At 60.8% G+C, this 26998-nt stretch carries 25 protein-coding genes; 16 read left to right on the top strand and 9 right to left on the bottom strand.

Translation table 11 applies throughout. The features are described 5' to 3' along the window. Positions 1-6: 6 nt before the first annotated feature. Complete coding sequence (locus QYQ93_RS27845) at positions 7-759, bottom strand: DUF2059 domain-containing protein (protein WP_338475932.1); 753 nt, start codon at positions 757-759, stop codon at positions 7-9. A 131-nt stretch (positions 760-890) separates the two neighbouring features. Between QYQ93_RS27845 and QYQ93_RS27840 the strand changes: the two genes are divergently transcribed. Then, a complete protein-coding gene (locus QYQ93_RS27840) occupies positions 891-1523 on the top strand; it encodes a 2OG-Fe(II) oxygenase (protein WP_338477297.1) in 633 nt (210 codons plus the stop codon). A 132-nt stretch (positions 1524-1655) separates the two neighbouring features. Here QYQ93_RS27840 and QYQ93_RS27835 read toward each other — a convergent pair whose 3' ends face one another. Continuing rightward, positions 1656-2150: a transporter substrate-binding domain-containing protein gene (locus QYQ93_RS27835; protein ID WP_338475931.1), complete on the bottom strand. Its 495-nt coding sequence runs from the start codon at positions 2148-2150 to the stop codon at positions 1656-1658. 134 nt (positions 2151-2284) lie between these two features. Here QYQ93_RS27835 and QYQ93_RS27830 point away from each other — a divergent pair, with 134 nt between their 5' ends. After that, positions 2285-2725 (top strand): DUF4399 domain-containing protein, encoded by a 441-nt coding sequence (locus QYQ93_RS27830; protein ID WP_043046994.1) that lies wholly within the window; start codon positions 2285-2287, stop codon positions 2723-2725. A gap of 64 nt (positions 2726-2789) precedes the next feature. Here QYQ93_RS27830 and serA read toward each other — a convergent pair whose 3' ends face one another. Continuing rightward, positions 2790-4019: a phosphoglycerate dehydrogenase gene (serA, locus tag QYQ93_RS27825; RefSeq protein ID WP_034116292.1), complete on the bottom strand. Its 1230-nt coding sequence runs from the start codon at positions 4017-4019 to the stop codon at positions 2790-2792. 205 nt (positions 4020-4224) lie between these two features. On the opposite strand from serA, the gene QYQ93_RS27820 reads away from it, so the two are divergent. Together QYQ93_RS27820 and QYQ93_RS27815 are read left to right on the top strand one after the other, a co-directional pair. After that, the gene (locus tag QYQ93_RS27820; RefSeq protein WP_043046995.1) at positions 4225-5619 is read left to right on the top strand and encodes an FAD-binding oxidoreductase; all 1395 of its coding nucleotides are present in this window, start codon (positions 4225-4227) and stop codon (positions 5617-5619) included. Positions 5620-5640: 21 nt separating this feature from the next. Beyond that, positions 5641-6306 carry a fumarylacetoacetate hydrolase family protein gene (locus QYQ93_RS27815; RefSeq protein ID WP_043046996.1) on the top strand — a complete coding sequence of 222 codons (666 nt, stop codon included), beginning with the start codon at positions 5641-5643 and terminating at the stop codon, positions 6304-6306. 74 nt (positions 6307-6380) lie between these two features. Here the strand turns inward: QYQ93_RS27815 and QYQ93_RS27810 are convergent, their stop codons facing one another. Next, positions 6381-6605: a hypothetical protein gene (locus tag QYQ93_RS27810; RefSeq protein ID WP_338477304.1), complete on the bottom strand. Its 225-nt coding sequence runs from the start codon at positions 6603-6605 to the stop codon at positions 6381-6383. Between QYQ93_RS27810 and QYQ93_RS27805 the strand changes: the two genes are divergently transcribed. Both QYQ93_RS27805 and QYQ93_RS27800 read left to right on the top strand, forming a co-directional pair. Next, positions 6553-7479 (top strand): SdiA-regulated domain-containing protein, encoded by a 927-nt coding sequence (locus QYQ93_RS27805; protein WP_338475929.1) that lies wholly within the window; start codon positions 6553-6555, stop codon positions 7477-7479. The genes QYQ93_RS27810 and QYQ93_RS27805 overlap by 53 nt on opposite strands. Positions 7480-7599: 120 nt before the next feature. Next, complete coding sequence (locus QYQ93_RS27800; RefSeq protein WP_043046998.1) at positions 7600-8508, top strand: SdiA-regulated domain-containing protein; 909 nt, start codon at positions 7600-7602, stop codon at positions 8506-8508. Here QYQ93_RS27800 and QYQ93_RS27795 read toward each other — a convergent pair whose 3' ends face one another. Together QYQ93_RS27795 and rpiA are read right to left on the bottom strand one after the other, a co-directional pair. Next, on the bottom strand, positions 8509-10455 hold the full coding sequence (locus QYQ93_RS27795) for an autotransporter domain-containing protein (protein WP_338475928.1): 1947 nt from the start codon (positions 10453-10455) through the stop codon (positions 8509-8511). It lies immediately after the preceding gene. Between the two features lie 323 nt (positions 10456-10778). Beyond that, positions 10779-11450, bottom strand: coding sequence for a ribose-5-phosphate isomerase RpiA (gene rpiA, locus QYQ93_RS27790; RefSeq protein WP_032878877.1), 672 nt, complete (start codon positions 11448-11450; stop codon positions 10779-10781). Between the two features lie 137 nt (positions 11451-11587). Here rpiA and ilvA point away from each other — a divergent pair, with 137 nt between their 5' ends. Beyond that, positions 11588-13102, top strand: coding sequence for a threonine ammonia-lyase, biosynthetic (gene ilvA, locus QYQ93_RS27785; protein ID WP_043047000.1), 1515 nt, complete (start codon positions 11588-11590; stop codon positions 13100-13102). Between the two features lie 41 nt (positions 13103-13143). Further along, complete coding sequence (locus tag QYQ93_RS27780) at positions 13144-13557, top strand: DUF2269 family protein (RefSeq protein ID WP_043047001.1); 414 nt, start codon at positions 13144-13146, stop codon at positions 13555-13557. Between the two features lie 110 nt (positions 13558-13667). On the opposite strand, the gene QYQ93_RS27775 is transcribed toward QYQ93_RS27780, so the two are convergent. After that, a complete protein-coding gene (locus QYQ93_RS27775) occupies positions 13668-14324 on the bottom strand; it encodes an HAD family hydrolase (protein ID WP_338475927.1) in 657 nt (218 codons plus the stop codon). A 143-nt stretch (positions 14325-14467) separates the two neighbouring features. Here QYQ93_RS27775 and QYQ93_RS27770 point away from each other — a divergent pair, with 143 nt between their 5' ends. Both QYQ93_RS27770 and ptsP read left to right on the top strand, forming a co-directional pair. Beyond that, positions 14468-14947: an RNA pyrophosphohydrolase gene (locus tag QYQ93_RS27770; protein WP_003176750.1), complete on the top strand. Its 480-nt coding sequence runs from the start codon at positions 14468-14470 to the stop codon at positions 14945-14947. Positions 14948-14969: 22 nt separating this feature from the next. Beyond that, complete coding sequence (gene ptsP / locus QYQ93_RS27765) at positions 14970-17249, top strand: phosphoenolpyruvate--protein phosphotransferase (RefSeq protein WP_043047003.1); 2280 nt, start codon at positions 14970-14972, stop codon at positions 17247-17249. A gap of 125 nt (positions 17250-17374) precedes the next feature. On the opposite strand, the gene QYQ93_RS27760 is transcribed toward ptsP, so the two are convergent. Then, on the bottom strand, positions 17375-18121 hold the full coding sequence (locus QYQ93_RS27760; protein WP_043047004.1) for an NRDE family protein: 747 nt from the start codon (positions 18119-18121) through the stop codon (positions 17375-17377). A gap of 217 nt (positions 18122-18338) precedes the next feature. Here QYQ93_RS27760 and lgt point away from each other — a divergent pair, with 217 nt between their 5' ends. Both lgt and QYQ93_RS27750 read left to right on the top strand, forming a co-directional pair. Beyond that, positions 18339-19151, top strand: coding sequence for a prolipoprotein diacylglyceryl transferase (gene lgt / locus QYQ93_RS27755; RefSeq protein ID WP_043047005.1), 813 nt, complete (start codon positions 18339-18341; stop codon positions 19149-19151). Positions 19152-19209: 58 nt separating this feature from the next. Beyond that, on the top strand, positions 19210-20043 hold the full coding sequence (locus QYQ93_RS27750) for a thymidylate synthase (RefSeq protein WP_043047006.1): 834 nt from the start codon (positions 19210-19212) through the stop codon (positions 20041-20043). Between the two features lie 203 nt (positions 20044-20246). Here the strand turns inward: QYQ93_RS27750 and cadR are convergent, their stop codons facing one another. Further along, positions 20247-20687, bottom strand: coding sequence for a Cd(II)/Pb(II)-responsive transcriptional regulator (gene cadR, locus QYQ93_RS27745; RefSeq protein ID WP_043047007.1), 441 nt, complete (start codon positions 20685-20687; stop codon positions 20247-20249). Between the two features lie 85 nt (positions 20688-20772). On the opposite strand from cadR, the gene QYQ93_RS27740 reads away from it, so the two are divergent. The 4 genes from QYQ93_RS27740 to QYQ93_RS27725 all read left to right on the top strand — a co-directional run bounded on the left by QYQ93_RS27740 (position 20773) and on the right by QYQ93_RS27725 (position 26979). Beyond that, a complete protein-coding gene (locus tag QYQ93_RS27740; RefSeq protein WP_338475926.1) occupies positions 20773-23073 on the top strand; it encodes a heavy metal translocating P-type ATPase in 2301 nt (766 codons plus the stop codon). 16 nt (positions 23074-23089) lie between these two features. Then, the gene (locus tag QYQ93_RS27735; RefSeq protein WP_005792324.1) at positions 23090-23953 is read left to right on the top strand and encodes a LysR family transcriptional regulator; all 864 of its coding nucleotides are present in this window, start codon (positions 23090-23092) and stop codon (positions 23951-23953) included. A gap of 247 nt (positions 23954-24200) precedes the next feature. Then, on the top strand, positions 24201-25265 hold the full coding sequence (locus tag QYQ93_RS27730; protein WP_043047009.1) for a putative 2-aminoethylphosphonate ABC transporter ATP-binding protein: 1065 nt from the start codon (positions 24201-24203) through the stop codon (positions 25263-25265). A gap of 1 nt (position 25266) precedes the next feature. After that, positions 25267-26979: a putative 2-aminoethylphosphonate ABC transporter permease subunit gene (locus tag QYQ93_RS27725; protein ID WP_338475925.1), complete on the top strand. Its 1713-nt coding sequence runs from the start codon at positions 25267-25269 to the stop codon at positions 26977-26979. Positions 26980-26998: the final 19 nt, after the last annotated feature.

The following is a 26998-nucleotide window of genomic DNA, read 5'->3' as shown; positions in this document are numbered from 1 at the left end:
ATTTTGTTACTGCGCCAGGCTTGAGGTGCTTTGGCCGACTGCCAGCCCTGCGCGAATGGCTGCCAGGGCGGCCTGGTAATACGCCTTACCCTGGGGCGACTCGGCAAACGTGGCGAACTCCTCCAGCTCCGGGTCGGACAAATCTCGGTAGACATACAGCAGCGTATTGTTCAGATCCTTATCAATCTGCGCCATCAGCCGCTCACGCTGTCCATTCAACATGCCTTGGGCCTGGCCTCCGCCAAGCAGGCCGGGGATCATCTGGCTCAAGCTGTCGGCCGCCACGCCGGCAATCGCCAGGCTGACTTCCGCCCCGGCTTCACGAGCAGGCAGTGCCTGGGCCAGGTGGCCGATGATCAGGTTGCGGGTGGCTTCGGCCTGGATTTTCGGCAGGCCCTGGGCGTTCTTCGCCAATTGGTCGCGTCGGGTGGCCAGCAATTCGGCGGCGACAATCTTGCGCCCCAGGGGCGATTGGAAAAACGCCAGGGCCGGTTGCGGGTCTGGCAGGTGCTTGCGCAGTTGCGCCTCGGCACGCTGGTCCATGGCCTGGGCGCCAAAGCGTTTATTGCTGTTGTCCACCAGCGCCTGGTACACCGCTGGTGGCAGGCTATTGCGATAGCGTTGCTGGGCGGCACTGAGGGCGTCATTGAAATGCGCACGTTGTTCGGCCCAGCCGGCGACCTTGTATAACTGGTCGTAGCCGTCTGCCCAGGCGGGCAAAACGCAGAGCATCAACACGGAAAATAACAAACGACGCATATGGACTCCTGTCAGTCGGCCACTATTGTCCGTGTCGGGCGTAGGATTTGTCGAGAAGTCCTATCAGTCACCTGACTAAAGTGTATTCAGACGCTCAGCGGCTCTGTCGGATTCACAGGCGTATGGATACTATGCGCGCCATGCAAATACCCCTCGATCACCCGCTGCTGCAACGCATCGTCGACGACCTGGCCGAAAAAGGCTGGTCGCAGCAGAATGGCTTCCTGCCCCAGGCTCTGACCCTGGAACTCGCTGCTGAGTGCCATAAACGTGCGGCTGAAGGTGAACTGGCACCGGCAGCGGTGGGGCGCGGGCCGGCTCAGGAGATTCGCGAGGGCATTCGCGGTGACCATATCCAGTGGCTGGAGGAAGGTGACGCGGCGGTCTGCGATACCTATATGGCGGTGATGGACAGCCTGCGCCTGGCGATGAACCGCAGCCTGTTCCTTGGCCTGGAAGATTTCGAAAGCCACTTCGCGATGTACCCGCCTGGGGCCTTTTACCTTAAGCATGTGGACCGTTTTCGCGATGATGACCGGCGCATGGTCTCGGCGGTGGTCTACTTGAACGACGCCTGGTTACCCGAACACGGCGGCCAGTTGCGCATGTACCTCAAGGGCGGCGTTGAATACGACGTGGTGCCGACCGGTGGTTGCCTGGTGGTGTTTTTGTCGGGCGAGGTGCCCCACGAGGTACTGCCTGCCTCGCGCGAACGCCTGTCCTTGACCGGTTGGTTTCGCCGGCGGGGTAATGAGCCGTTTTAAGCCGGCAAAGGATTCTGACGTCTTGCCTTGAACAAAATGTGGGAGGGGGCTTGCTCCCGGTAGCAGTGTGTCAGCTACAGGTTGGCTGCCTGACACACTGAAATCGGGGGCAAGCCCCCTCCCACATTTGACCTACTGTGTCTTGACTATCGGTGCACTGCTTTCAAACCACTTCTGCGCCATCGCCTTCAATCTGCCATCCGCCTTCACCCGTTCCAGGGCCAGGTCCAGACTGCTCTTGAACGCCGGGTTACCTTTCTGGAATGGGATCACAAGGTCCGGCTTCTCGCGATAAGCCGTGCTGAAATCGAACCGATCCTTGAGTTCGGCAGTCATAGCGATATGGTTTATAGCCACGTCGTACTTGCCGGTTTCCACACCTGGCAATAGGTCGTTGTCGTCGGTGGTGATAAAAGACGGGCGTACGTCCATTTCCTTGGCCAGTTGCTCACCCAGCTCCACTTCAAAGCCGGTGAGCTTGTCGCCGTCCTTGAAGTTGTAGGGCGCGGTGTTGGCTTCCAGGGCGATGCGCAGTTCACCGCGATCATTGACGTCGTCGATCAATTCGGCGTGAGCCAAGGGGCTCAGCAGGGGAAGCAAAAGTAACAGGCCAGGCGGAAAGCGCATGGTCACTCCTAAAGAATTCGTACGGGCGAGACGCCGTTCAGCATCGCTTTGCTATGGTGTCGAGTGCCTTGGACAGCAATTTGTCGCGAAGTTGTCATAACCCCACAGATTTCACCGAAAAACTGGAGAAGCGAATGAAAGCCCTTTTATCCCGCGCCACCCTGGCCAGCCTGTTGCTGGGTGCTTCGATGTTGGCCACAGCCGCCGACGGTATCCCGCGCAGTGCTGCACCGGAAGGTGCCAAGGTGTTTATCGTCTCGCCGAAAGATGGCGCCACCGTCGATAAAACCTTCACCGTGAAATTCGGCATGGAAGGCCTGAAACTGGCCCCAGCCACCGATCAGGCGCCAGGCACCGGCCACCACCATCTGCTGATCGACCAGAAAGAACTGCCGGATGCGAAGCTGCCGATCCCGGCCACCGACACTGTGATCCACTACGGCAAGGCCCAGACCGAGACTGAAGTGACCCTCACCCCAGGCAAGCACACCTTGCAACTGGTGGCTGGCGACAAACTGCACATGCAGTTCAACCCCACTGTAGCCTCTAAAGTGATCACGGTTAACGTGAAGTAAGATTTGTTCAGATGCAAAAAAGGGAGCCCCTCGGGGCTCCCTTTTTCGTGGTGCGATTGAAGCTTTAGAACAACACGCGGCTACGGATAGTGCCGTTGATGTGCTGCAATTTCTCTTGCGCCAGGTCCGAGTACTCGGCGTCGACGTCGATGACCACGTAGCCGACCTTCTCGTTGGTCTGCAGGAACTGACCGGAGATGTTGATGCCGTTTTCCGCGAAGACCTTGTTGATCTCCATCATCACGCCCGGAATGTTCTGGTGGATGTGCAGCAGGCGGTGCTTGCCCGGGTGAGCCGGCAGGGCCACTTCAGGGAAGTTGACCGACGATACCGAGGTACCGTTGTCGCTGTACTTGACCAGCTTTTCCGAGACTTCCAGACCGATGTTGGCCTGGGCTTCAGCGGTGGAGCCGCCGATGTGCGGGGTCAGGATCACGTTATCCAGGCCACGCAGCGGGCTTTCGAAGATGTCGTCGTTGGAGCGCGGCTCCACCGGGAACACGTCGATGGCGGCGCCGATCAGGTGCTTGTCCTTGATCGCCTCGGCCAGGGCGTCCAGCTCGACCACGGTGCCACGTGCAGCGTTGATCAGGATGCCGCCTTTCTTGATCGCGCGGATTTCCTTCTCGCCGATCATCCACTGGGTCTCAGCGGTTTCCGGGACGTGCAGGGTGACGATGTCGGACATGCCCAACAGCTCGGTCAGGCTCGACACCTGGGTGGCGTTGCCCAATGGCAGCTTGGTGAGGGTGTCGTAGAAGAACACCTGCATCCCCAAGCCTTCGGCCAGGACCGACAGTTGCGTGCCGATCGAGCCGTAACCGACGATCCCCAGCTTCTTGCCGCGGATTTCGAAGGAGTTGGCCGCGCTCTTGATCCAGCCGCCACGGTGGCAGGAAGCGTTCTTCTCGGGGATACCGCGCAGCAACAGGATAGCCTCGGCCAACACCAGCTCCGCCACGGAACGGGTGTTGGAGTACGGTGCGTTGAACACCGCGATGCCGCGCTCGCGCGCTGCGTTGAGGTCAACCTGGTTGGTGCCGATGCAGAAACAGCCGACAGCCACGAGTTTCTTGGCGTGGTCGAAGATCTCTTCGGTCAGCTGAGTGCGGGAGCGAATGCCGATAAAGTGCGCGTCGGCGATCTTTTCCTTGAGCTGGGCTTCCGGCAGAGAACTGGTGATGTACTCAATGCTGGTGTACCCGGCGGCTTTCAGAACGTCGACAGCCGATGGGTGGACGCCTTCCAGAAGAAGGAACTTGATCTTGCTCTTATCGAGAGAAGTCTTGCTCATCTGCGTAAACCTGTATCCCGGAGAAAATTGGCAGGGAGTCGGATCGCTTAAGCTGACCCGGACGGCAGGAAAGCCGTCACCGCAGAAACGCCCTTTGGGTCTGTCCTGCGGGGGCGGTATGCTAGCATACGCACCCCGCTAAACACCTATTCCTGCGACGTGAAGCGTTCTCAGGATGACCATGAATTGTTCGAGAGTTCTGTCGATGACCCATCCTGCCCTGATTGATGAGCTAAAGACCCTGGTTGAGCCCGGCAAAGTGCTGACCGATGCAGACTCCCTGGAGGCTTACGGCAAGGATTGGACCAAGCACTTCGCACCCGCGCCCAGCGCCATCGTGTTCCCCAAGACCACCGAGCAGGTGCAGGCCATCGTGCGTTGGGCCAATACGCACAAGGTAGCGCTGGTGCCGTCCGGCGGGCGTACCGGCCTGTCGGCAGCGGCGGTGGCGGCCAATGGCGAAGTGGTGGTGTCGTTCGACTACATGAACCAGATCCTCAATGTGAACCTCACCGACCGCACTGCGGTGTGCCAACCGGGGGTGGTCACCAAGCAACTGCAGAACGTCGCCGAAGAAAACGGCCTGTACTACCCGGTGGACTTCGCCTCGTCCGGTTCCAGCCAGATTGGCGGCAATATCGGCACCAATGCCGGCGGGATCAAGGTGATTCGCTACGGCATGACCCGCAACTGGGTGGCCGGCATGAAGGTGGTCACTGGCAAGGGCGATGTGCTGGAGCTGAACCGCGACCTGATCAAGAACGCCACCGGCTACGACATGCGCCAGCTGTTCATCGGCGCCGAAGGCACCCTGGGCTTTGTGGTCGAGGCCACCATGCGCCTGGATCGTGCACCGAAAAACCTCACCGCCATGGTGCTCGGCACCACCGACTTCGACTCGATCATGCCGGTGCTGCATGCGTTCCAGAGCAAGCTGGACCTGACGGCCTTCGAGTTCTTTTCCGACAAGGCCCTGGCTAAAGTCCTCGGCCGTGGCGATGTGCCGGCGCCGTTCGAAACCGAGTGCCCGTTCTACGCGCTGCTGGAATTTGAAGCCACCACCGAAGAAGTCGCCAACCACGCCCTGGAAACCTTTGAGCATTGCGTCGAGCAGGGCTGGGTACTGGACGGCGTGATGAGCCAGAGCGAAACCCAACTGCACAACCTGTGGAAGCTGCGCGAGTACATTTCCGAGACCATTTCCCACTGGACGCCGTACAAGAACGACATCTCGGTCACGGTCTCCAAAGTCCCGGCGTTCCTGAGTGAAATTGACGCGATAGTCGGTGAACACTACCCGGACTTCGAAATCGTCTGGTTCGGCCATATTGGCGATGGCAACCTGCACTTGAACATCCTCAAGCCGGAAAACCTGAGCAAGGATGAGTTCTTCGCCAAGTGCGCCACCGTGAACAAATGGGTGTTCGAAACCGTCGAGAAGTACAACGGTTCGATCTCCGCCGAACACGGGGTGGGCATGACCAAGCGCGATTACCTGACCTACAGCCGCTCGCCGGTTGAAATCGAGTACATGAAGGCAGTGAAAGCCGTGTTCGATCCGAACGGGATCATGAACCCCGGCAAGATCTTCGCTGTTTAACCGCACCTGAGGAGTCGTTCCATGAGCTACCAGCACAAGTATGTCGACGGCACCAATATCCACTTCCCTGTGGGTAAAGTGGTCTGCATTGGGCGCAATTACGCCGAACACGCCAAGGAACTGGACAACCCGGTGCCGACCGAGCCCCTGCTGTTCATCAAGCCGGGCAGTTGCGTGGTGCCGCTGGAAGGCGGTTTCAGCATTCCAACCGAGCGCGGTTCGGTGCACTACGAAGCGGAAATTGCTGTATTGATTGGCAAACCCCTGTCGACCAAACCGAGCCGTGAAGAAGTACTGGACGCCATCTCCGGCTTCGCCCCGGCCCTGGACCTGACCTTGCGCGACAAGCAGGCTGAGCTCAAAGCCAAGGGCCTGCCGTGGGAAATCGCCAAGTCCTTTGATGGCGCGGCGGTGATTGCACCTTTCGTGGTCAGCAGTACCTTTGAGGATATGACCGATATCGGCATTCGCCTGAGCATCAACGGCGAAGTACGCCAGGACGGCAACAGCGCGCAGATGCTCAACCCTATCGTTCCGATGATCCAGCATATGGCTGGGTGCTTCTCCCTGCAGGCGGGTGACGTGATCCTGACCGGCACCCCGGCTGGCGTCGGGCCGCTGAATGTGGGCGATGAACTGGTATTGGAGCTGGCGGGTGTGAACCGTTTCGAAAGCGTCGTTCGCTGACTGCCTGAAGAAATGCGGTGAAAAATGTGGGAGGGGGCTTGCTCCCGATAGCGGAGTGTCAGTCAAAATATCTGTTACTGATACACCGCAATCGGGAGCAAGCCCCCTCCCACATTGGTTTTGTGTATATCCCAAGTATGGGCTTTTGCATTTTTTTCACACACCACCCGGATAATCCCGAACTTCTCGCGCGGGCCTTTGAATCCTGTGCTATCCCCTACAGCTGACTTTCCGGAAAAGCGCTCAATGGCCGTGCCTCTGCCCAATTCGAAACCTTCGCTTCGCTCCCGCTTGTCCATGCGCTGGTATTCCTGGGTGTTTTTGGCCGGTGCCATTCTGTATGGGGTTGCCTGGGCCATGCATTGGGACGATCGCGGTGTGTTGTGGGTGCTGGAGCGCTTCGAGAGCCCGGCTGAACGCCAGGAGAGTGTGTGGCTCCCGGATTATCACGCGGTCATCGACGCCAAGTTGCTGCCCGGTATGGAGAAGGATGAGGCTTCGGACCTGTCCTACAACCCCCAGACCAAAACCCTGTTCTCCGTCATGGGCAAGAACCCGTTCCTGGTCGAACTGAGCCTGCAAGGCGATGTGCTGCGCAAGATGCCGCTCAATGGCTGGAACAATCCGGAAGGCCTGACGGTGATGGAAAACGGCCTGATGGCGGTGGTCGATGAGCGTCAGCACAGCCTGACCATTGTCAGGGTCGACGCCGCTACCACCGCGTTGAACAAGGCTGACTTCCCCAGTTATGACCTTGGCCCGTCCGCTGACCAGAACAAAGCCTTTGAAGCCGTTACGTGGGATAAGCGCAACCAGCAGCTCATACTGGGCGAAGAGCGCCCGCCGGCGCTGTTCACCTGGAAAAGCGATGGCAGCCAGCGCCTGGCTGGCAGCAAGGCCAAGCTGGCCAGTAGCGAACTGGACATGCGCAACCTCTCGGCGCTGGAGATCGATCCCCGTACAGGGCACTTATTGGCGCTGTCAGCCGACTCTCATCTGTTGCTGGAATTGGACGAGAAGGGCGAGCAAGTCAGCTTCATGACCTTGCTCGGTGGCTTCAATGGCCTGAAAGACACCATCCCACGCGCCGAAGGGGTGACCATGGACGAGAGCGGCAACCTGTACATGGTCAGTGAGCCAAACCTGTTCTATCGTTTTGAAAAGCAGAAATAACTGACGAATTACGTCAGACTTTTCTTTATAAGCGGCATTCGCCAGACAGTCCGGTGCGTTTAAGTTTAAATTCAGGCGACCTTGATATCTATTCGCCAGTTTTTCTTCTGAGCTTGCCCAATGCGTCGACTTGCCCGTCCCAAACCTGCTTTCTTCATCCTGCTGTTGCTTGCCCTGGTCGCCGCCGGGGTCGTGGCGCAGCAGTTCCGCCTGTTCGAGCGTGCCTGGTTCAACTGGCAGGTGTGGCGCCAGCCCGCCGATGAGCGCGCGATTGGCCTGGCGGACTATCGCGTCATCGTCGAAGGCCAGGTGATCGAAGGGCTCGACGACGACGTCTCAGCCCTGACCTACGACCCGGTGCGCAAAAGCCTGTTTACCGTCACCAATAAAAACGCCGAGCTGGTGGAGCTGTCCCTGGACGGCAAGATCCTGCGGCGCATTCCCCTGGTGGGCTTTGGCGATGCCGAGGCAGTGGAATTTATCAGCGACAACATCTACGTCATCAGCGATGAGCGCCAGCAGCGGCTGATCAAGGTGCACGTGGACGATGACACGCAATTTCTCGATGCCGCCGACGCCGAGCAAATGACCCTCGGCGTACACATTGGCGGCAACAAGGGTTTTGAAGGATTGGCCTACGACTCGGTAGGCAAGCGCCTGTTCGTGGCCAAGGAGCGCGACCCGATGCTGATCTACGAGGTCCACGGATTTCCCCATTTCAAGCCGGAAAAAACCTACTCGGTGCACGTGATCAACAACCCCAAGCGCGATGCCGGGTTGTTTGTACGCGACCTGTCGAGCCTGCAATACGACGAGCGCAGCGGGCATCTGCTGGCGCTGTCGGATGAATCATTCCTGGTGTTGGAGCTGGATATCGACGGTCGCCCATTAAGCAGTCTGTCGCTGCTTAAAGGGCGCCATGGCCTGAGCAAGCGCGTGCCCCAGGCCGAAGGGATCGCCATGGACGACGACGGCACCTTGTACATGGTCAGCGAGCCAAACCTGTTCTACGTGTTCAAGAAACCCTGATCAGAACATCCATTGCACGCCCAGTGAATAGCCGGTCTGGCTGCCTTCGGCATGCCCCAGGCGGCTATTGACCTCGGCATACACGCCCAATTCCGGAGTGATCGCCAATTGGCTGCCGATTTGCGCCCGGCCGAAGCTCTTGTCCACTGAACCGAGCCTGGCGGTGCGCGCCTGGCCATCGGCGCGAGCGCTCAGTTGCAGGTCGTCGAGGCGACCGTCGGCCAACTCCTTGACCCAGGCGATGTCGCCATACGGCAGCAGACTCAAGCCATAGGGCAGGGCGACCGCGCCACGCACGCGCCAGCCGAGGCTGGCTTCCAGGGAGTCGAAAGATTGTTCTTCGTACTCCAGGGCGGTGCGCAGGTTCTGTTTTTCGTGGAATTTGTCGATGCGGTAATGGCTGTAGTCCAGGCCGGCGAACGGCCCGCTCTTTAAGGCACCGAAGTCAAAGTCATAGCCGCCCAGGACCCGTGCGCCCAATGCCAGAGCGTTGGTCTCGCCGCTCAGTTGCTGATCGAGCAGGATCGGCCCGCCATTGGCCTGGATCACCAGGTTGCGCTTGGATTCGAAGCGCGTGCGGCCGACGCTCAGGTCGCCGGCCAGCCAGCTTGGTCCGCCATCGTTGAGCAGCGCATAGACGGCTGCCTGCCAGGTGTCACTATCCAGTTTGCCGCGATGCTCGAGTTTGTCGCGGCCATTGAGGTAGCTCAGGCTGGCGCCGATATTCAGGTTCGAGGTCAGTTGATAGTCGCCGAAGGCATGCAGGCCCAGGCGCCGGGCTTCGGAGTTGGGGGCGCTGTCGAAGCCACTGTCCGGGTTGTATTCGCCATCCACGCCGATTTCGCCATCAAAGCTGCCGACCTCACGGCTGGCGGCCTGCAGGGTCAGCCAGCGGCGATCATGCAGGCGCACCATGGCCTGATGCTGACGCTGCAGGTGGTCTTGCATATTGCGTGCGACTGCACCGCCAGACGCCGTTGAGGCCATCAGGTCGGCGTTGGTCAACTCCAGCACCAGGCGGCTGAGCAGGCGTGAATAGTCACGCAGGCGCTGGTCGATGCGCGCCTGGCCGAAGGCATCGGTGAGCACGGCCTTGTTGTCTTCGTTCGGGTCGTGCCAGGTCGAGCCTCCGGGGATTTTCGGGTTGTCGGTCTGGGTGTAGCCGTCCAGATCGCCCAGTTCCCAGTTGGTGGCCTCGACATAAAGGATCGGGATGTTCAGCGGTTCAAATGCCTCGCCATCGCTGCAACAGCCAGTGCCCTGGGGGTATTGCGGGTCCAGGCCGGGATTGGTGAACAGCGGGATGTTCAACTCCTTGGCGATCTGGAACGTATGCTCACGCAATGACGCCAAGGCCGGGTTGGCGGCGCTGTTCTGACCGGCGTGAGCGTACATCATGTCGCCGGTGATCAAGCTGTCGAGGTTGATCATCGCCAGCATATTGGCGCGCTGGCTGGCGCTGATCGAGTCGACAAAGGCGCGGGAGCCGCGTAAGCCCTCTTCTTCGGCGCCGAAGCCGACTATTTGCAGGCCATTTTCCAATTGCAGGCCGCCGAGGTTCCTGGCGACCTCGGTCAATACGCTGGCACCGGAACCATTGTCGTCCAGGCCTTGCAGGGTCGGGCGGCCAAAATAGGTGTCGAAATGTGCGCCAATCACCACGTACTGCGCCTTGGTGCCGGCGGCGTAGGCCACCACGTTTTGCGAAGCGCGGCTGCCGTTGTTCCAAGTGAAGTCCTGGCGGCTGATGGAGTAGGCCGTGCCCATCTGGCTCTGCATCCAATCCGCAGCGCCGGCGAAATTGGCCGTACCGCGATAACGACCGGGGTAGTCATTGATCAGTTTTTCCAGGGTGGTGTTGGCGTGCTGGCCGTAATCGTAGGCTTGGGCTTGCGCGGACAGCAGGGCACCGGCAACGCTGATGGCGAGGGCTAGGGGCTTTATCACAAGGTCTTCCTTGAGGTGATGGGAATGTTCAAAGCCCAGACCCTTTGCACAATGCGCGCCTCATTCCGTGGGCGGCTGCAAATTGGCGCATTGTTAAACGCGTGGGTCGCGTGGCTGTAATTTGTATCCGATTGGATACCAGGCGGGACTTGGCGTGCCGTGACCGAGCGCACGGTTTTGGAGGGGAGTGCTGCGAAAGGTAGCGTTTTTGTTACAGCGAGGGCTCTCAAATGTGGGAGGGGCTTGCTCCCGATAGCGGAGTGTCGGCTACAGATTAGCTGCCTGACACACTGCCATCGGGAGCAAGCCCCCTCCCACAGTTCTTAAGCCTTGAGGGTTTTCACGCCTTCCGGGGTGCCCAGCAGCAACACATCCGCCGGGCGCGCTGCGAACAGGCCGTTGGTGACCACGCCCACGATAGCGTTGATCTGCGTCTCCAGCTCCACGGGGTTGGTGATCTGCATATTGAACACATCGATGATGATGTTGCCGTTGTCGGTCAACACCCCTTCGCGGTACACCGGGTCGCCGCCCAGTTTCACCAGCTCGCGGGCCACGTGGCTGCGGGCCATGGGGATGACTTCCACCGGCAGCGGGAATGCGCCGAGCACCGGCACCAGCTTGCTGGCGTCGGCGATGCAGATGAAGGTCTTGGCCACAGCCGCGACGATTTTCTCGCGGGTCAGGGCTGCGCCGCCGCCCTTGATCAGGTTCAGGTGTTCGTCGCTTTCATCGGCGCCATCGACGTAGAACTCCAGGTCGCTCACGGTGTTGAGCTCGTACACCGGAATGCCATGGCCTTTGAGGCGGGCGGCGGTGGCTTCGGAGCTGGCGACTGCGCCATCGAACGCGCCCTTGTGCTGGGCCAGTGCGTCGATAAAGCAGTTGGCGGTGGAACCGGTGCCGACACCGACGATGCTCTTGTCGTCGAGTTTAGGAAGGATTAAATCGACGGCGGCCTGGGCCACTGCCTGTTTGAGTTGATCCTGGGTCATGCGGGCTCCGGAACGGCGGGGAATTATCGAGGGCGGCGAGTATAACCCAACAAAACCTCGGGATTCGTGTGGTCGCCCGGCCAAAAGCCGGGTTAGACTCACCGGTCCTGCCCAACCCGTGAAGTAGATGCCTGCCGATGCTTGAACACTACGTCAAAAAGATCCTCACCACGCGCGTTTATGACATTGCCGTGGAAACCCCCTTGCAGACTGCCCGCCAGCTCTCCGAGCGGCTGGGAAACAAGATTTGGCTCAAGCGCGAAGACTTGCAGCCGGTGTTCTCGTTCAAGATTCGCGGCGCTTATAACAAGCTGACCCAATTGAGCAGTGAAGAACGTGCCCGCGGCGTTGTCACGGCTTCGGCGGGCAACCATGCCCAGGGCCTGGCCCTGGCGGCCAAGGTGCTGGGCGTCAAGGCCACCATCGTGATGCCCAAGACCACCCCGGAGATCAAGGTCGAAGGCGTGCGCTCCCGTGGCGGCAAAGTGGTGTTGCACGGCGATTCCTTCCCGGAAGCGCTGGCCTATTCGCTCAAGCTGGTCGATGAAAAGGGCTACGTCTACATTCACCCCTACGATGATCCGCACACCATTGCCGGGCAGGGCACCGTGGCGATGGAAATCCTGCGCCAGCACCCGGGGCCGCTGGACGCGATTTTCGTACCGGTGGGCGGCGGCGGGCTGATTGCCGGCATCGCCGCGTACGTGAAGTACCTGCGCCCGGAAATCAAGATCATCGGCGTCGAGCCGGACGACTCCAACTGCCTGCAAGCCGCCATGGCTGCCGGCGAGCGCGTGGTGTTGCCCACCGTCGGGATCTTCGCCGATGGCGTCGCGGTGGCGCAGATCGGCCAGTACACCTTCGACATCTGCAAGGACTATGTCGATGAAGTGATCACCGTCAGCACCGATGAAATCTGCGCGGCGATCAAGGATATCTACGACGACACTCGCTCTATCACTGAGCCGGCAGGCGCGTTGGGCGTGGCCGGGATCAAAAAGTACGTCGAGACCCGTGGCGTCAGCGGCCAGACCTTTGTTGCCATCGACTCTGGCGCCAACGTCAACTTCGACCGCCTGCGCCATGTGGCCGAGCGTGCGGAGCTGGGCGAGGGCCGCGAAGCGATTATCGCCGTGACCATCCCCGAGCAGCCGGGCAGCTTCAAGGCGTTCTGCGAGGCCGTGGGCAAGCGCCAGATTACCGAATTCAACTACCGCTACCACACCGGCAGCGAGGCGCACATCTTCGTCGGCGTGCAGACCCATCCGGAAAACGATCCACGCAGTGCGCTGATCGCCAGCCTGACCAGCCAGGGATTTCCGGTGCTGGACCTGACCGAAAACGAACTGGCCAAGTTGCACATTCGCCATATGGTTGGCGGGCACGCGGCGAAAGTCAGCGATGAGCTGGTGTTTCGCTTCGAATTCCCGGAGCGGCCGGGGGCATTGTTCAACTTTCTTAACAAGTTGGGCGGGCGCTGGAACATCTCGATGTTCCATTACCGCAACCACGGCGCGGCCGACGGCCGTGTAGTTGCCGGGCTGCAGGTGCCGGCGGATGAGCGCCACCTGGTGCCGGCGGCCCTGGCTGAAATCGGTTATCCGTACTGGGATGAAAGCGAAAACCCGGCCTACCAGTTGTTCCTCGGGTGAGCGACTACGCTGACTGAGCGGCCTTTAAAGGAATCGAGACCATGGAAACGCTGACCACCCTCAAGGTTATCCACATCACCGCCACCGTGTTGCTGCTGCTCAGTGGCCTCGGCCTGGCCGTATTGGCCTGGCGTAAACGCAGCGCTGGCCCGGCGGTGACTGTGCAACGCCCGTGGGCGTTTGTCTGGTTGCTCATGGGCATTTGCCTGGTCAGCATGCCGTTCACCGGCTGGTGGCTGGTGCACCTGCTCGGCTGGCCATTGGGGCAAACCTGGATCCTGGGTTCCAGCATCCTCTACACCGTGGCGGCGCTGGCGTGGTTCTGGCTGGTGGCGCGGCTTAATCGCCTGCGCAAAGGCGAGGGCGGTAGCCTGAATTTTACCCTGGTGCTGGCGGTAGTCAGCCTGGTGGGGTTTGTGGCGATTGCCGGGCTCATGGGCGCCAAGCCGGTTTAGGGCTGTAGGCCGCGTCGGCTGCATCGGGGGCAAGCCCCTCCCACACTAGACCGCATTCCAAGGGATGTACGCGGGCAAATGTGGGAGGGGGCTTGCCCCCGATAGGGCCATCAGCTACGCAGCGTAATCACCGGCCAGCCGCGCTTCTGGGCTTCAGCGCGCAAATTCGGATCCGGATCCACTGCCACCGGATGCGTCACCTGCTCCAGCAATGGCAAGTCATTCATCGAGTCGCTATAGAAGTAGCTGTCCTCCAGGTTATGCCCGGTTTCTTCCAGCCAGCGATTCAAGCGCGTCACCTTGCCTTCGCGAAAGCACGGCACATCGGTGCTGCGCCCGGTGTAGCGGCCGTCCAGCATTTCGCACTCGGTGGCGATCAGGGTCTCGACGCCCAGCCGTGCGGCAATTGGCGCAGTGACGAAACGGTTGGTGGCGGTGATGATCACCAGCTTGTCGCCCGCGGCGCGGTGCTTGGCCAGCAACTCCACCGCCTTGGGCAGCATGATCGGCTCGATGCAGTCGCGCATATAGTCGTTGTGCCACTCGTCCAACTGGGCCATTTCGGTGCGGCCGAGGATTTCCAGGCAGAAGTTGAGGTAGGCAGCATTATCCAGCGTGCCGGCCAGGTAGTCCTGGTAGAACGCATCGTTGCGTGCCTTGTAGGCGATCGGGTCGAGAAACCCGCGCTCACACAGGTAATCGCCCCAGGCGTGATCGCTGTCACCACCCAGGAGCGTGTTGTCCAAGTCGAATAAAGCCAGGCGCATTGCAATTACTCGCTGAAAAGTCTGTAAAAAGGTGTCCAGAATACGGTCTTTTCACAAGAGTGCACATAAGGTAAGAAGCCTCGTTGCCGCTGGAACAACCTTTGTGGAACAATGCGACGACATGCGTTTGCGAGGTTGTTGCCGTGATCGACCCCGATGGTTTCCGTCCTAATGTCGGGATTATTCTTACGAATGATGCCGGACAGGTGCTATGGGCTCGCCGAATCAACCAAGATGCCTGGCAGTTTCCTCAAGGTGGAATCAACCCCGACGAAACCCCTGAAGACGCCTTGTACCGTGAGTTGAACGAAGAAGTCGGCCTTGAGCGTGAAGATGTGCAGATTCTGGCCTGTACCCGTGGCTGGTTGCGTTATCGTTTGCCGCAACGCCTGGTGCGTACCCACAGCCAACCGCTGTGCATCGGCCAGAAGCAGAAATGGTTTCTTTTGCGCCTGATCTCCAATGAACAGCGGGTGCGGATGGATTTGACCGGTAAACCGGAGTTCGATGGCTGGCGCTGGGTCAGCTATTGGTACCCGTTGGGCCAGGTGGTGACATTCAAGCGCGAGGTTTATCGTCGCGCTCTCAAAGAGCTTGCCCCGCGCCTTTTAGCGCGCGACTGACGACGGAGTTCGACCCCGAGCCATGCTCAATACGCTGCGCAAGATCGTCCAGGAAGTTAACTCCGCCAAGGATCTCAAGGCGGCGTTGGGGATTATTGTGTTGCGCGTCAAGGAAGCCATGGGCAGCCAGGTCTGCTCGGTTTACCTGCTGGACCCCGAGACCAACCGTTTTGTGCTGATGGCCACGGAGGGCTTGAACAAGCGCTCCATCGGCAAGGTCAGCATGGCGCCCAATGAAGGTCTGGTGGGCCTGGTGGGGACGCGTGAAGAACCCCTGAACCTCGAACATGCGGCCGACCACCCGCGTTATCGCTACTTTGCCGAAACCGGTGAAGAGCGCTACGCCTCGTTCCTCGGCGCGCCGATCATCCACCACCGCCGCGTCGTCGGCGTGTTGGTCATCCAGCAAAAAGAACGCCGCCAGTTCGACGAAGGTGAAGAAGCTTTCCTCGTGACCATGAGCGCGCAGCTCGCCGGGGTTATCGCCCACGCCGAGGCAACCGGTTCGATTCGCGGCCTGGGGCGCCAGGGCAAGGGCATCCAGGAAGCCAAGTTCGTCGGCGTCCCCGGTTCCCCGGGTGCTGCAGTGGGTACGGCGGTGGTCATGCTGCCGCCGGCCGACCTCGATGTGGTGCCGGACAAGACCGTCCACGACATCGACGCTGAAATCAAACTGTTCAAGACCGCCCTCGAAGGCGTGCGCGCCGACATGCGCAACCTGTCGAACAAGCTGGCCACCCAGCTGCGCCCCGAAGAGCGTGCGCTGTTCGACGTGTACCAGATGATGCTCGACGACGCGTCCCTGGGTAACGAAGTCAAGACCGTGATCAAGACCGGCCAGTGGGCGCAGGGCGCGTTGCGCCAGGTGGTCACCGATCACGTCAACCGCTTCGAAATGATGGACGACGCCTACCTGCGCGAGCGGGCCTCGGATGTGCGCGACCTCGGCCGCCGTCTGCTGGCGTACCTGCAGGAAGATCGCAGCACCAACATGGTCTTCCCCGACAACACCATTCTGGTCAGTGAAGAATTGACGGCCACCCAGCTCGGTGAAGTGCCTGAGGGCAAGCTGGTGGGCCTGGTCTCGGTACTGGGCTCGGGTAACTCCCACGTCGCGATCCTGGCTCGGGCCATGGGGATCCCGACGGTGATGGGTCTGGTGGACCTGCCGTATTCCAAGGTCGACGGCATCGACATGATCGTCGACGGGCATCGCGGTGAGGTGTTTACCAACCCCAGCGATGTGCTGCGCAAGCAATACGCCGAAGTGGTGGAAGAAGAGAAGCAACTGGCACAGGGCCTCGACTCGTTGCGCGAGTTGCCGTGCGTCACCCTCGACGGCCACCGTGTACCGCTGCTGGTCAACACCGGCCTGCTGGCGGATGTAGCACGTGCCCAGCAACGTGGCGCCGAAGGGGTGGGGCTGTATCGCACCGAAGTGCCGTTCATGATCAACCAGCGTTTTCCGAGTGAGAAGGAGCAGCTGGCGATTTATCGCGAGCAATTGCAGGCCTTCCACCCGCTGCCGGTGACGATGCGCAGCCTGGACATTGGCGGCGACAAGTCACTGTCCTATTTCCCGATCAAGGAAGACAACCCCTTCCTTGGCTGGCGTGGCATTCGCGTCACCCTCGACCATCCTGAAATTTTCCTCGTCCAGACCCGCGCCATGCTCAAAGCCAGCGAGGGTTTGAACAACCTGCGTATCCTGCTGCCGATGATCTCCGGCACCCATGAGCTGGAAGAGGCCCTGCACCTGATCCACCGGGCCTGGGGCGAAGTGCGCGATGAAGGTGCCGACGTGCCGATGCCGCCGATTGGCGTGATGATCGAAATCCCTGCGGCGGTGTACCAGGCCAAGGAACTGGCGCGGCAGGTGGACTTCCTCTCGGTAGGCTCCAACGACCTGACCCAGTACCTGCTGGCCGTGGACCGTAACAACCCACGGGTGGCCGACCTCTACGACTACCTGCACCCGGCCGTGCTGCAAGCCCTGCAACACGTGGTGCGCGATGCCCATGCCGAGGGCAAGCCGGTGAGCATCTGCGGCGAAATGGCTGGCGACCCGGCGGCGGCGGTGCTATTGATGGCGATGGGCTTTGACAGCCTGTCGATGAACGCCACCAACTTGCCGAAAGTGAAGTGGATGCTGCGCCAGGTTGAACTGGGCATGGCCAAGGATCTGCTCGCCCAGTTGATGACCATCGACAACCCGCAAGTTATCCACAGCTCGTTGCAATTGGCGCTGAAGAACCTGGGGCTGACCCGCATGATCAACCCGGCTTCTGCCAAAACCCTCTAGCGTCTGGCGCCGATCAAAATGTGGGAGGGGGCTCGCTCCCGATTGCAGGGTGTCAGCCAGGATATCTGGTACTGACCCACCGCTATCGGGAGCAAGCCCCCTCCCACATTGGTTTTGGGGGGTGGTTATAAATTGAGTTCGACTTCGCCGAGCCGTCCGCCATGCGGCCCAAAACTTCGCTCCACCATCTTTCGCTTTCCATCGGCACTCACAATCAGCGCCGTACTCGCCCGTGTCCCATAGCTGGGGCTGGAGATGAACACACTCGACAGCAGGCTTTCGGTCGCCAAGCCCACGCCGGTGTCCGGCAACTCGGCAAACGGCGCCGTTTGCGGATCGCTCAAAATCCCCAGCAAGGCTTCCGGCTGTGGGTCTTCCAATAACGCGCTGAACGCCGCCTTGGCCTTGACCAGCTTCGGCCACGGCGTATCCAGCCCTGCATTGGACAGCCCATAGACCCCCGGCGCGAGCAATGTGGGCTGGGTGTCATTGGCGTTGTAATGCCACAGCTCATCCCGCGTGCCAACCAGCAGGTTAAAACCAGCATATTCAATCGAGCGTCCGTTAACGTCAGCTAAATAATCGTCAATCGGCAGCGAACCGCTGAGAAACCGCGCAACCAATTCACCACGGGACTTGCGCGCCGGTGGCTGGTGCGGGTCGCGGATATTGGTCAGGGCAGCAAAACGCCCCTCGGCGCTGACGCCCAGCCAGGTCCCACCGGCTTCCTGGTCGCGGCCGGCGTACACCTGGGGCGCATCCGGCCACTGGGCCAGCGGCAGGCTGGGGCGGGCGTAGAACTCATCGCGGTTGGCCGCGACGATCAGCGGTTGGGCATGGCCCGGTCGCCAGGCGAAAACAATCAGGCACATTGGGAGATCCCTTGTGTGTTTTTCCCAACTCTACCCACAGATTCGCGAGCGTTCCATCGCAACGAAGTTGGGCCGCGCACCTTCCATCCGTTAACATGCCGGGCTGTTTGGTGTGTATGTGAACTTCTTAATTTGATATCGGCGCTGTAACGCAGGCTTAATCGCACCTCGGCATGGTCCGGTGCGTCATGACTAAATGTTTTAACGAGGAGTCGCAATGCTGCCTTACCCGCAGATCGACCCGGTGGCCCTGGCCATCGGTCCGCTGAAAATCCACTGGTACGGGCTGATGTACCTGATCGGCATCGGCGGTGCCTGGCTGCTGGCTTCCCGGCGCCTGAACCGGTTCGACCCGACCTGGACCAAGGAGAAGCTCTCCGACATGGTGTTCTGGATGTCGATGGGGGTGATCGTCGGCGGACGCCTGGGGTATGTGCTGTTCTACGACTTGTCGGCCTACATCGCCAATCCGACGCTGATCTTTGAAGTGTGGAAAGGTGGCATGGCCTTCCATGGCGGGTTTATCGGCGTGATGATCGCCGCCTGGTGGTTTGGCCGCCGTAATGGCAAGTCGTTCTTCCAACTGATGGACTTCGTCGCACCCTTTGTGCCGATCGGACTGGGCGCCGGGCGCATCGGTAACTTCATCAACGCCGAGTTGTGGGGCAAGCCGACCGACGTGCCATGGGCCATGGTGTTCCCGCCGTTCAGCGACCCGGCGCAACTGCCGCGCCACCCGTCGCAGCTCTACCAGTTCGCGTTGGAAGGTGTGGCCCTGTTCCTTATCCTCTACATCTTCTCGCGCAAGCCACGCCCGACCATGGCTGTTTCGGGCATGTTCGCGCTGTTCTACGGGATTTTCCGCTTTATCGTCGAATTCGTACGGGTGCCGGATGCACAGCTGGGCTACCTGGCGTGGGGCTGGCTGACCATGGGGCAGGTTCTCAGCCTGCCGATGATCCTCGCGGGCCTGGGCATGCTCTGGTGGGCGTACAATCGCCCGCAGCCGCTGAAGAACGCCGCGCTTTAAATTCGAATGCCGCGGCCCTTGCTTGACGGGCTGCGGCTTCAACGATACGGGTAACTACATGAAGCAATATCTGGAACTGCTGCACGACGTCGTGACCAATGGCCTGACCAAGGGCGACCGCACCGGCACCGGCACCAAGGCCGTGTTTGCCCGTCAGTATCGGCATAACCTGGCCGACGGCTTCCCGCTGCTGACCACCAAGAAGCTGCACTTCAAAAGCATCGCCAATGAACTGATCTGGATGTTGAGCGGCAACACCAACATCAAGTGGCTCAATGAAAACGGTGTGAAAATCTGGGACGAGTGGGCCACCGAAGACGGTGACCTGGGCCCGGTGTATGGCGAGCAGTGGACCGCCTGGCCGACCAAGGATGGCGGCACGATCAACCAGATCGACTACATGGTGCACACGCTCAAGACCAACCCCAACAGCCGCCGCATCCTGTTCCACGGCTGGAACGTCGAATACCTGCCGGACGAAACCAAGAGCCCCCAGGAAAACGCGCGCAACGGCAAGCAAGCCCTGCCGCCGTGCCACCTGCTGTACCAGGCGTTCGTGCATGACGGTCATCTGTCGATGCAGCTGTATATCCGCAGCTCCGACGTGTTCCTGGGCCTGCCGTACAACACCGCCGCGCTGGCGTTGCTGACCCACATGCTTGCTCAGCAGTGCGACCTGATCCCCCACGAGATCATCGTCACCACCGGCGACACCCACGCCTACAGCAACCATATGGAACAGATCCAGACCCAGTTGGCGCGCACGCCGAAAAAACTGCCGGAACTGGTGATCAAGCGTAAGCCTGCCTCGATCTACGACTACAAGTTCGAAGACTTCGAGATCGTGGGCTACGACGCTGACCCAAGCATCAAGGCCGACGTGGCTATCTAAAGCCTGCCTCGGTCGAGAATGTGGGAGGGGGTTCGCCCTAATGCCTGTAGGAGCGAGCTTGCTCGCGAAAAACCTATAGGCGCTGCGTTTTGTCAGGAGACACGCGTTATCGTTGACGTTTTTCGCGAGCAAGCTCGCTCCTACAGACGGCGATGACGCTTAACTGATGCCCCTCACACATTTTCATCCGGTTACTAGTTGAGTTAATGGCCGTGGCTTCGGCCTACATGCGAAGGCTCAGCCTCACTGGCCGCAATCCCTCCGCTGACTTCCAGCTGCTGCAAAATCCCGCACTGCTCCCCACCGCCGCAACGTTGGCGCAGGTCCAGCAACTGCTCCTGCAAGGCCAGCAACCCATCGATCCGCGCTTTGACGTGATGGATATGCTCGTCGATCAGCGCATTCACGCTTTCGCACTGGTCCTGGGGGCTGTCACGCAACCCCAGCAGGCTGCGGATTTCCTCGAGGGTCATGTCCAGGCTGCGGCAATTGCGGATAAAGGTCAGCCGCTCGGTGTGTGCCTGGGTGTACACGCGGTAATTGCCGTCGGTGCGTGCCGGGGGCGGCAGCAGGTTTTCCTTCTCGTAATAACGGATGGTTTCCACCGGGCAATCGGTGAGTTTGGCCAGTTCGCCGATCTTCATCGCAGCAATCTCCAAATGGGTGCTTGACCCTATAGTGGCTACAGGGTCTTTACTTGGCAACAGGCACCTTTACGGACGCGACCTGATGAGCCACTCCATTCACACCCCGCACAAGCACGACCACAAGCACGATCATGATCATGATCACCCGCACGATCATGGTCACGATCACCCACATGATCACGCCCCGGCAAAACTCACGCCGGTGGATAGCCACGGCCACTCGGGCTCCTGCTGCTCCGGCGCTGCCGGGCCTGCCGTGGTGACCCTGAGCGAAGCGCCCACCGCTGGCTCGCGACTGAGCACCTTCCGCATCGAAGCCATGGACTGCCCCACCGAACAGACGCTGATCCAGAACAAACTGGGCAAGCTCGCCGGTGTGCAGCAGCTGGAATTCAACCTGATCAACCGCATCCTCGGCGTCACCCATGACCTGCCGAGCACGGCGCCGATCATCGCGGCGATCAAGTCCATCGGTATGCAGGCCGACCCTATCGAGGAAGGCAGCCCCGCCGCCGCGCCGCCGGCCAAGAAGCATTGGTGGCCATTGGCGGTATCCGGCGTGGGTGCCTTGGGCGCCGAAGTGCTGCATTTCACCGGCGTAGCCCCGACCTGGGTGATCGCAATGGTGGCGCTGGTGTCGATCCTCAGCGGCGGCCTCACCACTTACAAAAAGGGCTGGATTGCCCTGAAAAACCTCAACCTGAACATCAACGCGCTGATGAGCATCGCGGTGACCGGCGCCATCCTGATTGGTCAGTGGCCGGAAGCGGCGATGGTGATGTTCCTGTTCACCGTGGCAGAGTTGATCGAGGCTAAGTCCCTGGACCGGGCGCGCAATGCCATCAGCGGCCTGATGCAGATGACGCCGGAACAGGCCACGGTACAACAGGCCGACGGTTCGTGGATGGAGCAAGAGGTTAAAAGTATTGAGCTGGGTGCGATCGTTCGGGTAAAGCCCGGCGAGCGCATTGGCCTGGACGGTGAGGTCACTGCCGGTCAATCCACCATCGATCAGGCGCCGATTACCGGGGAAAGCCTGCCGATTGAAAAAACCATCGGCGATAAAGTCTTCGCCGGCACCATCAACCAGGCCGGTTCCCTGGAGTACACAGTCACTGCGGCGGCCAACAACTCGACCCTGGCGCGGATCATCCACGCTGTGGAGCAGGCTCAAGGCGCACGGGCGCCGACCCAGCGGTTTGTTGACAGTTTTTCCAAGGTCTACACCCCGGCAGTTTTCCTGTTTGCCCTGGGCGTGGCAGTGATTCCGCCATTGTTCATGGCTGGCGTGTGGTTTGACTGGATCTATCGCGCCCTTGTGCTGCTGGTGGTGGCATGTCCCTGCGCATTGGTGATCTCCACGCCGGTGACCATCGTCAGCGGCCTGGCCGCGGCGGCGCGCAAGGGCATCCTGATCAAGGGCGGCGTGTATCTGGAAGGGGGCTACAAGCTCGACTACCTGGCCCTCGACAAGACCGGCACCATTACCCACGGCAAGCCGGTACAAACCGATTACCTGCCGCTGTTCCCCAATCTCGAAAACAGCGCTCCGGCCCTGGCCGCCAGTTTGGCCGGGCGTTCCGACCACCCGGTGTCCCTGGCGATTGCCAATGCTGCGTTGGATAAAAACCTGACGATTCATGCTGTGGATAACTTCGAGGCCCTGACCGGGCGCGGTGTGCGCGGCGATATCAACGGCCAGACCTATCACCTGGGTAACCACCGTTTGGTGGAAGACCTCGGCCTGTGCTCCCCAGCCCTGGAAGAAAAACTCTTCGCCCTGGAAAAGCAAGGCAAGTCCGTGGTGCTGCTGCTGGACAAATCCGGCCCGCTGGCGCTGTTTGCCGTGGCCGACACCGTCAAGGAAAGCAGCCGCGAAGCTATTGAGCAATTGCACGACCTGGGCATCAAGACCCTGATGCTCACCGGGGACAACACTCACACCGCCCAGGCGATTGCCAGTCAGGTCGGCATCGACCAGGCTCAGGGCGACTTGCTGCCCACCGACAAGCTGCAAGCTATCGAAACCCTTTACGGCCAAGGCCATCGGGTAGGTATGGTCGGCGACGGTATCAACGACGCCCCGGCCCTGGCGCGGGCCGAGATCGGCTTTGCCATGGCGGCTGCGGGCACTGACACGGCCATCGAGACCGCTGACGTAGCGCTGATGGACGACGATTTGCGCAAGATTCCGGCTTTCATTCGGTTGTCGCGGCAAACCTCGAGTATCCTCAAGCAGAACATCGCCCTGGCACTGGTGATCAAGGCGATCTTCCTGGCGGTGACATTCATGGGCATGGCGACCATGTGGATGGCGGTCTTTGCCGACATGGGCGTGAGCCTGCTGGTGGTGTTCAACGGCCTGCGCCTGTTGCGCAAATAGAGGATGCGAGGGTGGTGTGCTGAGTGCTGAGTTAAAGGCGTTTTTCATGGTCGCCCGCCTGGGCAGCATCACCCAGGCGGCGAAAAAGCTCGGCCTGAGCCAGCCCACCGTGACCACCCAGATTCGTAACCTGGAAAGCCAGTACGGCGTTGAGCTGTTCTATCGCGGCGGCCGTCGTCTCACCGTCAGTGACGAAGGTGCGCGGCTGCTGCCGATGGTCAAGACGTTGTTGCAGCAGGAAGCGGATATCGAGTTTTTCCTGCGCAATAATGGTCAGGTCCAGGGCGCGTTGCGGATTGCCGCGACGGCGCCGTATTACATTCTCGACCTGGTCAAAGCCTTTCGTGAACGCCTGCCGCACGTGGAAGTGTCGGTGGAAATCGGCAACTCCCAGCAGGTGCTCGAAGCGCTGGATGATTACCGCGTCGACGTTGCGGCCTCTTCGCAATTGCTGGACGACCCGCGCCTGATCCGCCGCGTGCTGGGCACCGACCCGCTGGTGCTGGCGGTGCATCGCAATCACCCGTTGGCCAAGCTTGAGCATGTGTCGTTGAGCGCGCTGGCCGGGCACACGCTGTTGATGCGTGAAGCCGGCTCCACCACCCGCAGGCTGACCGAAGAACTGTTGAAAAGCGGCGGTGTAGGGTATGGGCCGTTGCTGGAGATTGGCAGCCGTGAGTCGATTCGCGAGGCGGTGCTGCGCAATATCGGCATCAGCATCATCGCTCGTCAGGAAGTGCCCCATGATCCTCAATTGCGAGTGCTGACTATCGAGAATGCACCGCAGATCCCGGAGTATCTGTATTGCCTCAAGGAGCGCAAGGGCGCTCGGCTGCCGGCGGCGTTCCTTGGCCTGGCTCAGGAAATGTCGCCAATTTAAGTTCTGTGGCTGGCTTGAGGGCCAATCGGGAGCAAGCCCCCTCCCACATTTTGACCGCATTCTCATGTTGGAACCCGGTCAACTGTGGGAGGGGGCTTGCTCCCGATAGCGGTAGGACAGGCAACTCATCTCTGTGAATCCTACACAAATCCACCAATACCACTATCACCCCATTTTGCCTTTCTGCCATACCAGCTACGCATTGCCCGCCTAGCATGGCCTTCATCCGTTTGATGAGGTGCCTTGCATGAACACAGCCCTGACCCAACCCGGCGCGCCCATGAAGGTACGCGGGATCCAGAAACGCTTTGGCGCCTTCACCGCGCTGGACAACGTGTCCCTGGACGTCGCCGCTGGCGAGCTGGTGTGCCTGCTCGGCCCCTCCGGCTGCGGCAAAACCACCCTGCTGCGCTGCATCGCCGGCCTGGAACGCCAGGACAGCGGCGAGCTTTACCTGGGCGAGCGTGACGTTTCCCTGTTGCCACCCCAGGCGCGCGACTACGGCATCCTGTTTCAGTCCTACGCGCTGTTCCCCAATCTCAGCGTGGAAGCGAACATCGGCTATGGCCTCACCGGCAGCGGCCGTGATGAAGTACGCAAGCGCGTCGGGCAGATGCTTGAGCTGGTCGGCCTGCTCGGCAGCGAAAAGAAATACCCCGGCCAACTCTCCGGCGGCCAACAACAGCGGGTGGCCCTGGCCCGTGCACTGGCGCCGGCCCCGTCGCTGTTGCTGCTGGATGAACCGATGTCGGCCCTCGATGCCCGTGTGCGCGAGCATCTGTGCACTGAGCTGCGCCAACTGCAACGGCGCCTGGGCATCACCACCTTGATGGTGACCCATAACCAGGATGAAGCCATGTTGATGGCCGACCGCATTGCCGTGATGAACAACGGTAAGGTCGAGCAGTACGCCACGCCCCAGGAAATCTACGATCGCCCGGCCACGCCCTTTGTGGCTGAGTTTGTGGGCCAGGGCAATTGGTTGCCGTTCAGCCGTAACAGTGCCAGCCACGCCCAGGTCGGCGGCCTGAAGATGCGCCTGGCCGACGATGCAGGTATCGCCCAATCTGGCCGTCTGTTCTGCCGCCCGGAAGCCATCAGCGTCAACCCGACGGTGCATGAAGAAAATCTGTTCCCGGCCAAGGTTCGCGAAATTACCTTCCTCGGCAACCGCTGCCGCATGAGCTTTGAACTGGAACAGTTGCCCGGCCATCCGTTGCTGGCTGAACTCGCGCCCGAAGCCATGCCGCGCCTGGGCGCCCAGGATATCTGGGTGGCCTTGCCGCCGCGCAGCCTGCAGGTGTTTGCCTGAGATGGCCGCTGTCATGACACTGCCGGTAGCGCGTCAGGTGTCCCGCGCCGAGTGGGGCGACCGTCTCTTTGTGGTCGGCGGCAAATGGCTCTGGCTCGGCCTGTTGGTGGTGGCGGTCCTGCTGCCGTTGCTGGCGATCTTCTGGCGCGGCTTCAGCAGCGAAGCCGGGCAGGGCGGTGGGCTGGTAGCCGCGCGCGAACTGCTGACCAGCGCCAACTTCCACTGGTTGCTGGGCAATAGCCTGAAAGTTTCCCTTAGCGTGGCGGCCATCGTCGTACCGCTGGCCTATCTGTTTGCCTACGCCCTGCAACGCACGCTGATTCCCGGCAAGACCGTCTGGCGCGGCCTGTCGTTGCTGCCGTTGATGGCGCCATCGATGCTGCCGGGCATTGCCCTGGTCTATCTGTTCGGCAACCAGGGCATGTTGCGCGGCTTGCTCTCGGAGAATATCTACGGCTTCTGGGGCATTGTGCTCGGTGAAGTGATCTACACCTTTCCCCATGCGTTGATGATCCTGCTGTCGGCTTTGTCTCTGGCAGATGCGCGTTTGTTCGATGCGGCGTCTAGCATGGGCGCCAGCCCGGCCCGGGCGTTTCGCAGCATTACCTGGCCGGCCACGCGCCAGGCGGTGTTCGCCGCGTTCTGCCTGGTGTTCACCCTGACCATCACCGACTTCGGTGTACCAGTGGTGGTAGGTGGTGATTACCAGGTGCTGGCGCTGGAAGCCTACAAGGCGGTGGTCGGCCAGCAACAGTTTGGGCGTGGCGCGTTGATCGGTATGGTGTTGTTGCTGCCGGCGCTGTTCAGCTTCGGTGTGGATGCCTGGTTGCGCCGTCGGCATGGCGAAGCCATGAGCGGTCGCGCCCAGGTGTTTGTGCCCGCGCCATCGCGGCTGCGCGATGGCTTCTACCTGGCCATTGTGCTGCTCATCTGTGCGCTGTTGCTGCTGGTGTTCGGCATGGCGGTGTACTCCTCGCTGGTGAAGTTCTGGCCGTACAACCTGTCGCTGTCGCTCAACCACTACCAGTTTGAAGACACTGCCGGCGGCGGCTGGCTGGCCTATCGCAACAGCCTGACCATGGCGCTGTGCACGGCGTTGATCGGCAGCGTGCTGATCTTCACCGGCGCCTACCTGATGGAAAAGACCAAGGGCCAGAAAGGCCTGAACCTGGCGCTGCGCATGCTCAGTTTCGTGCCGATGGCCGTACCAGGTCTGGTGCTGGGCCTGGGCTACGTGTTCTTTTTCAACCTCAACGGCAACCCGTTGCATGTGTTCTACGGCAGCATGGCGTTGCTGGTGGTGTGCACCATTGCGCATTACCTGACCACCGCGCAGATGACCGCCACCACCGCCCTGCGCCAGTTGGACGCCGAGTTCGAAGCCGCGGCGTTGTCGCTCAAGGCGCCGCTGTATCGCCACTACCTGCGTGTCACGGTACCGATTTGCCTGCCGGCGCTGCTGGATATCCTGCGCTACCTGTTTGTGTCGGCGATGACCACCGTGTCCGCCGCGATCTTCCTCTACAGCCCCGACACCATCCTCGCCGCCGTCGCCGTGTTGAACATGGACGACGCCGGCAATGTGGGCGGTGCCGCGGCGATGTCGACCCTGATCCTGTTCACCTCAGGCAGCGTCTCGCTGCTGCTGGCGTGGGCCTCACGTGGCGCGCTGCGTCGCTCCCAAGCCTGGCGCCAGACCGCGCCCGGCCAATAAAACAACCTGAAGGAGGTGC

Source organism: Pseudomonas khavaziana, assembly GCF_036704165.1.
Classification (GTDB): domain Bacteria; phylum Pseudomonadota; class Gammaproteobacteria; order Pseudomonadales; family Pseudomonadaceae; genus Aquipseudomonas; species Aquipseudomonas khavaziana.
This window is presented reverse-complemented; position numbering and strand designations above follow the sequence as displayed.

What these genes read in the sequence shown, in the direction of transcription:
- QYQ93_RS27845 (WP_338475932.1), bottom strand. Translation starts at nt 759, where the DNA reads ATGCGTCGTTTGTTATTTTCCGTGTTGATGCTCTGCGTTTTGCCCGCC.
- QYQ93_RS27840 (WP_338477297.1), top strand. Translation starts at nt 891, where the DNA reads ATGCGCGCCATGCAAATACCCCTCGATCACCCGCTGCTGCAACGCATC.
- QYQ93_RS27835 (WP_338475931.1), bottom strand. Translation starts at nt 2,150, where the DNA reads ATGCGCTTTCCGCCTGGCCTGTTACTTTTGCTTCCCCTGCTGAGCCCC.
- QYQ93_RS27830 (WP_043046994.1), top strand. Translation starts at nt 2,285, where the DNA reads ATGAAAGCCCTTTTATCCCGCGCCACCCTGGCCAGCCTGTTGCTGGGT.
- serA (WP_034116292.1), bottom strand. Translation starts at nt 4,019, where the DNA reads ATGAGCAAGACTTCTCTCGATAAGAGCAAGATCAAGTTCCTTCTTCTG.
- QYQ93_RS27820 (WP_043046995.1), top strand. Translation starts at nt 4,225, where the DNA reads ATGACCCATCCTGCCCTGATTGATGAGCTAAAGACCCTGGTTGAGCCC.
- QYQ93_RS27815 (WP_043046996.1), top strand. Translation starts at nt 5,641, where the DNA reads ATGAGCTACCAGCACAAGTATGTCGACGGCACCAATATCCACTTCCCT.
- QYQ93_RS27805 (WP_338475929.1), top strand. Translation starts at nt 6,553, where the DNA reads ATGGCCGTGCCTCTGCCCAATTCGAAACCTTCGCTTCGCTCCCGCTTG.
- QYQ93_RS27810 (WP_338477304.1), bottom strand. Translation starts at nt 6,605, where the DNA reads ATGGACAAGCGGGAGCGAAGCGAAGGTTTCGAATTGGGCAGAGGCACG.
- QYQ93_RS27800 (WP_043046998.1), top strand. Translation starts at nt 7,600, where the DNA reads ATGCGTCGACTTGCCCGTCCCAAACCTGCTTTCTTCATCCTGCTGTTG.
- rpiA (WP_032878877.1), bottom strand. Translation starts at nt 11,450, where the DNA reads ATGACCCAGGATCAACTCAAACAGGCAGTGGCCCAGGCCGCCGTCGAT.
- ilvA (WP_043047000.1), top strand. Translation starts at nt 11,588, where the DNA reads ATGCTTGAACACTACGTCAAAAAGATCCTCACCACGCGCGTTTATGAC.
- QYQ93_RS27780 (WP_043047001.1), top strand. Translation starts at nt 13,144, where the DNA reads ATGGAAACGCTGACCACCCTCAAGGTTATCCACATCACCGCCACCGTG.
- QYQ93_RS27775 (WP_338475927.1), bottom strand. Translation starts at nt 14,324, where the DNA reads ATGCGCCTGGCTTTATTCGACTTGGACAACACGCTCCTGGGTGGTGAC.
- ptsP (WP_043047003.1), top strand. Translation starts at nt 14,970, where the DNA reads ATGCTCAATACGCTGCGCAAGATCGTCCAGGAAGTTAACTCCGCCAAG.
- QYQ93_RS27760 (WP_043047004.1), bottom strand. Translation starts at nt 18,121, where the DNA reads ATGTGCCTGATTGTTTTCGCCTGGCGACCGGGCCATGCCCAACCGCTG.
- lgt (WP_043047005.1), top strand. Translation starts at nt 18,339, where the DNA reads ATGCTGCCTTACCCGCAGATCGACCCGGTGGCCCTGGCCATCGGTCCG.
- QYQ93_RS27750 (WP_043047006.1), top strand. Translation starts at nt 19,210, where the DNA reads ATGAAGCAATATCTGGAACTGCTGCACGACGTCGTGACCAATGGCCTG.
- cadR (WP_043047007.1), bottom strand. Translation starts at nt 20,687, where the DNA reads ATGAAGATCGGCGAACTGGCCAAACTCACCGATTGCCCGGTGGAAACC.
- QYQ93_RS27740 (WP_338475926.1), top strand. Translation starts at nt 20,773, where the DNA reads ATGAGCCACTCCATTCACACCCCGCACAAGCACGACCACAAGCACGAT.
- QYQ93_RS27730 (WP_043047009.1), top strand. Translation starts at nt 24,201, where the DNA reads ATGAACACAGCCCTGACCCAACCCGGCGCGCCCATGAAGGTACGCGGG.
- QYQ93_RS27725 (WP_338475925.1), top strand. Translation starts at nt 25,267, where the DNA reads ATGGCCGCTGTCATGACACTGCCGGTAGCGCGTCAGGTGTCCCGCGCC.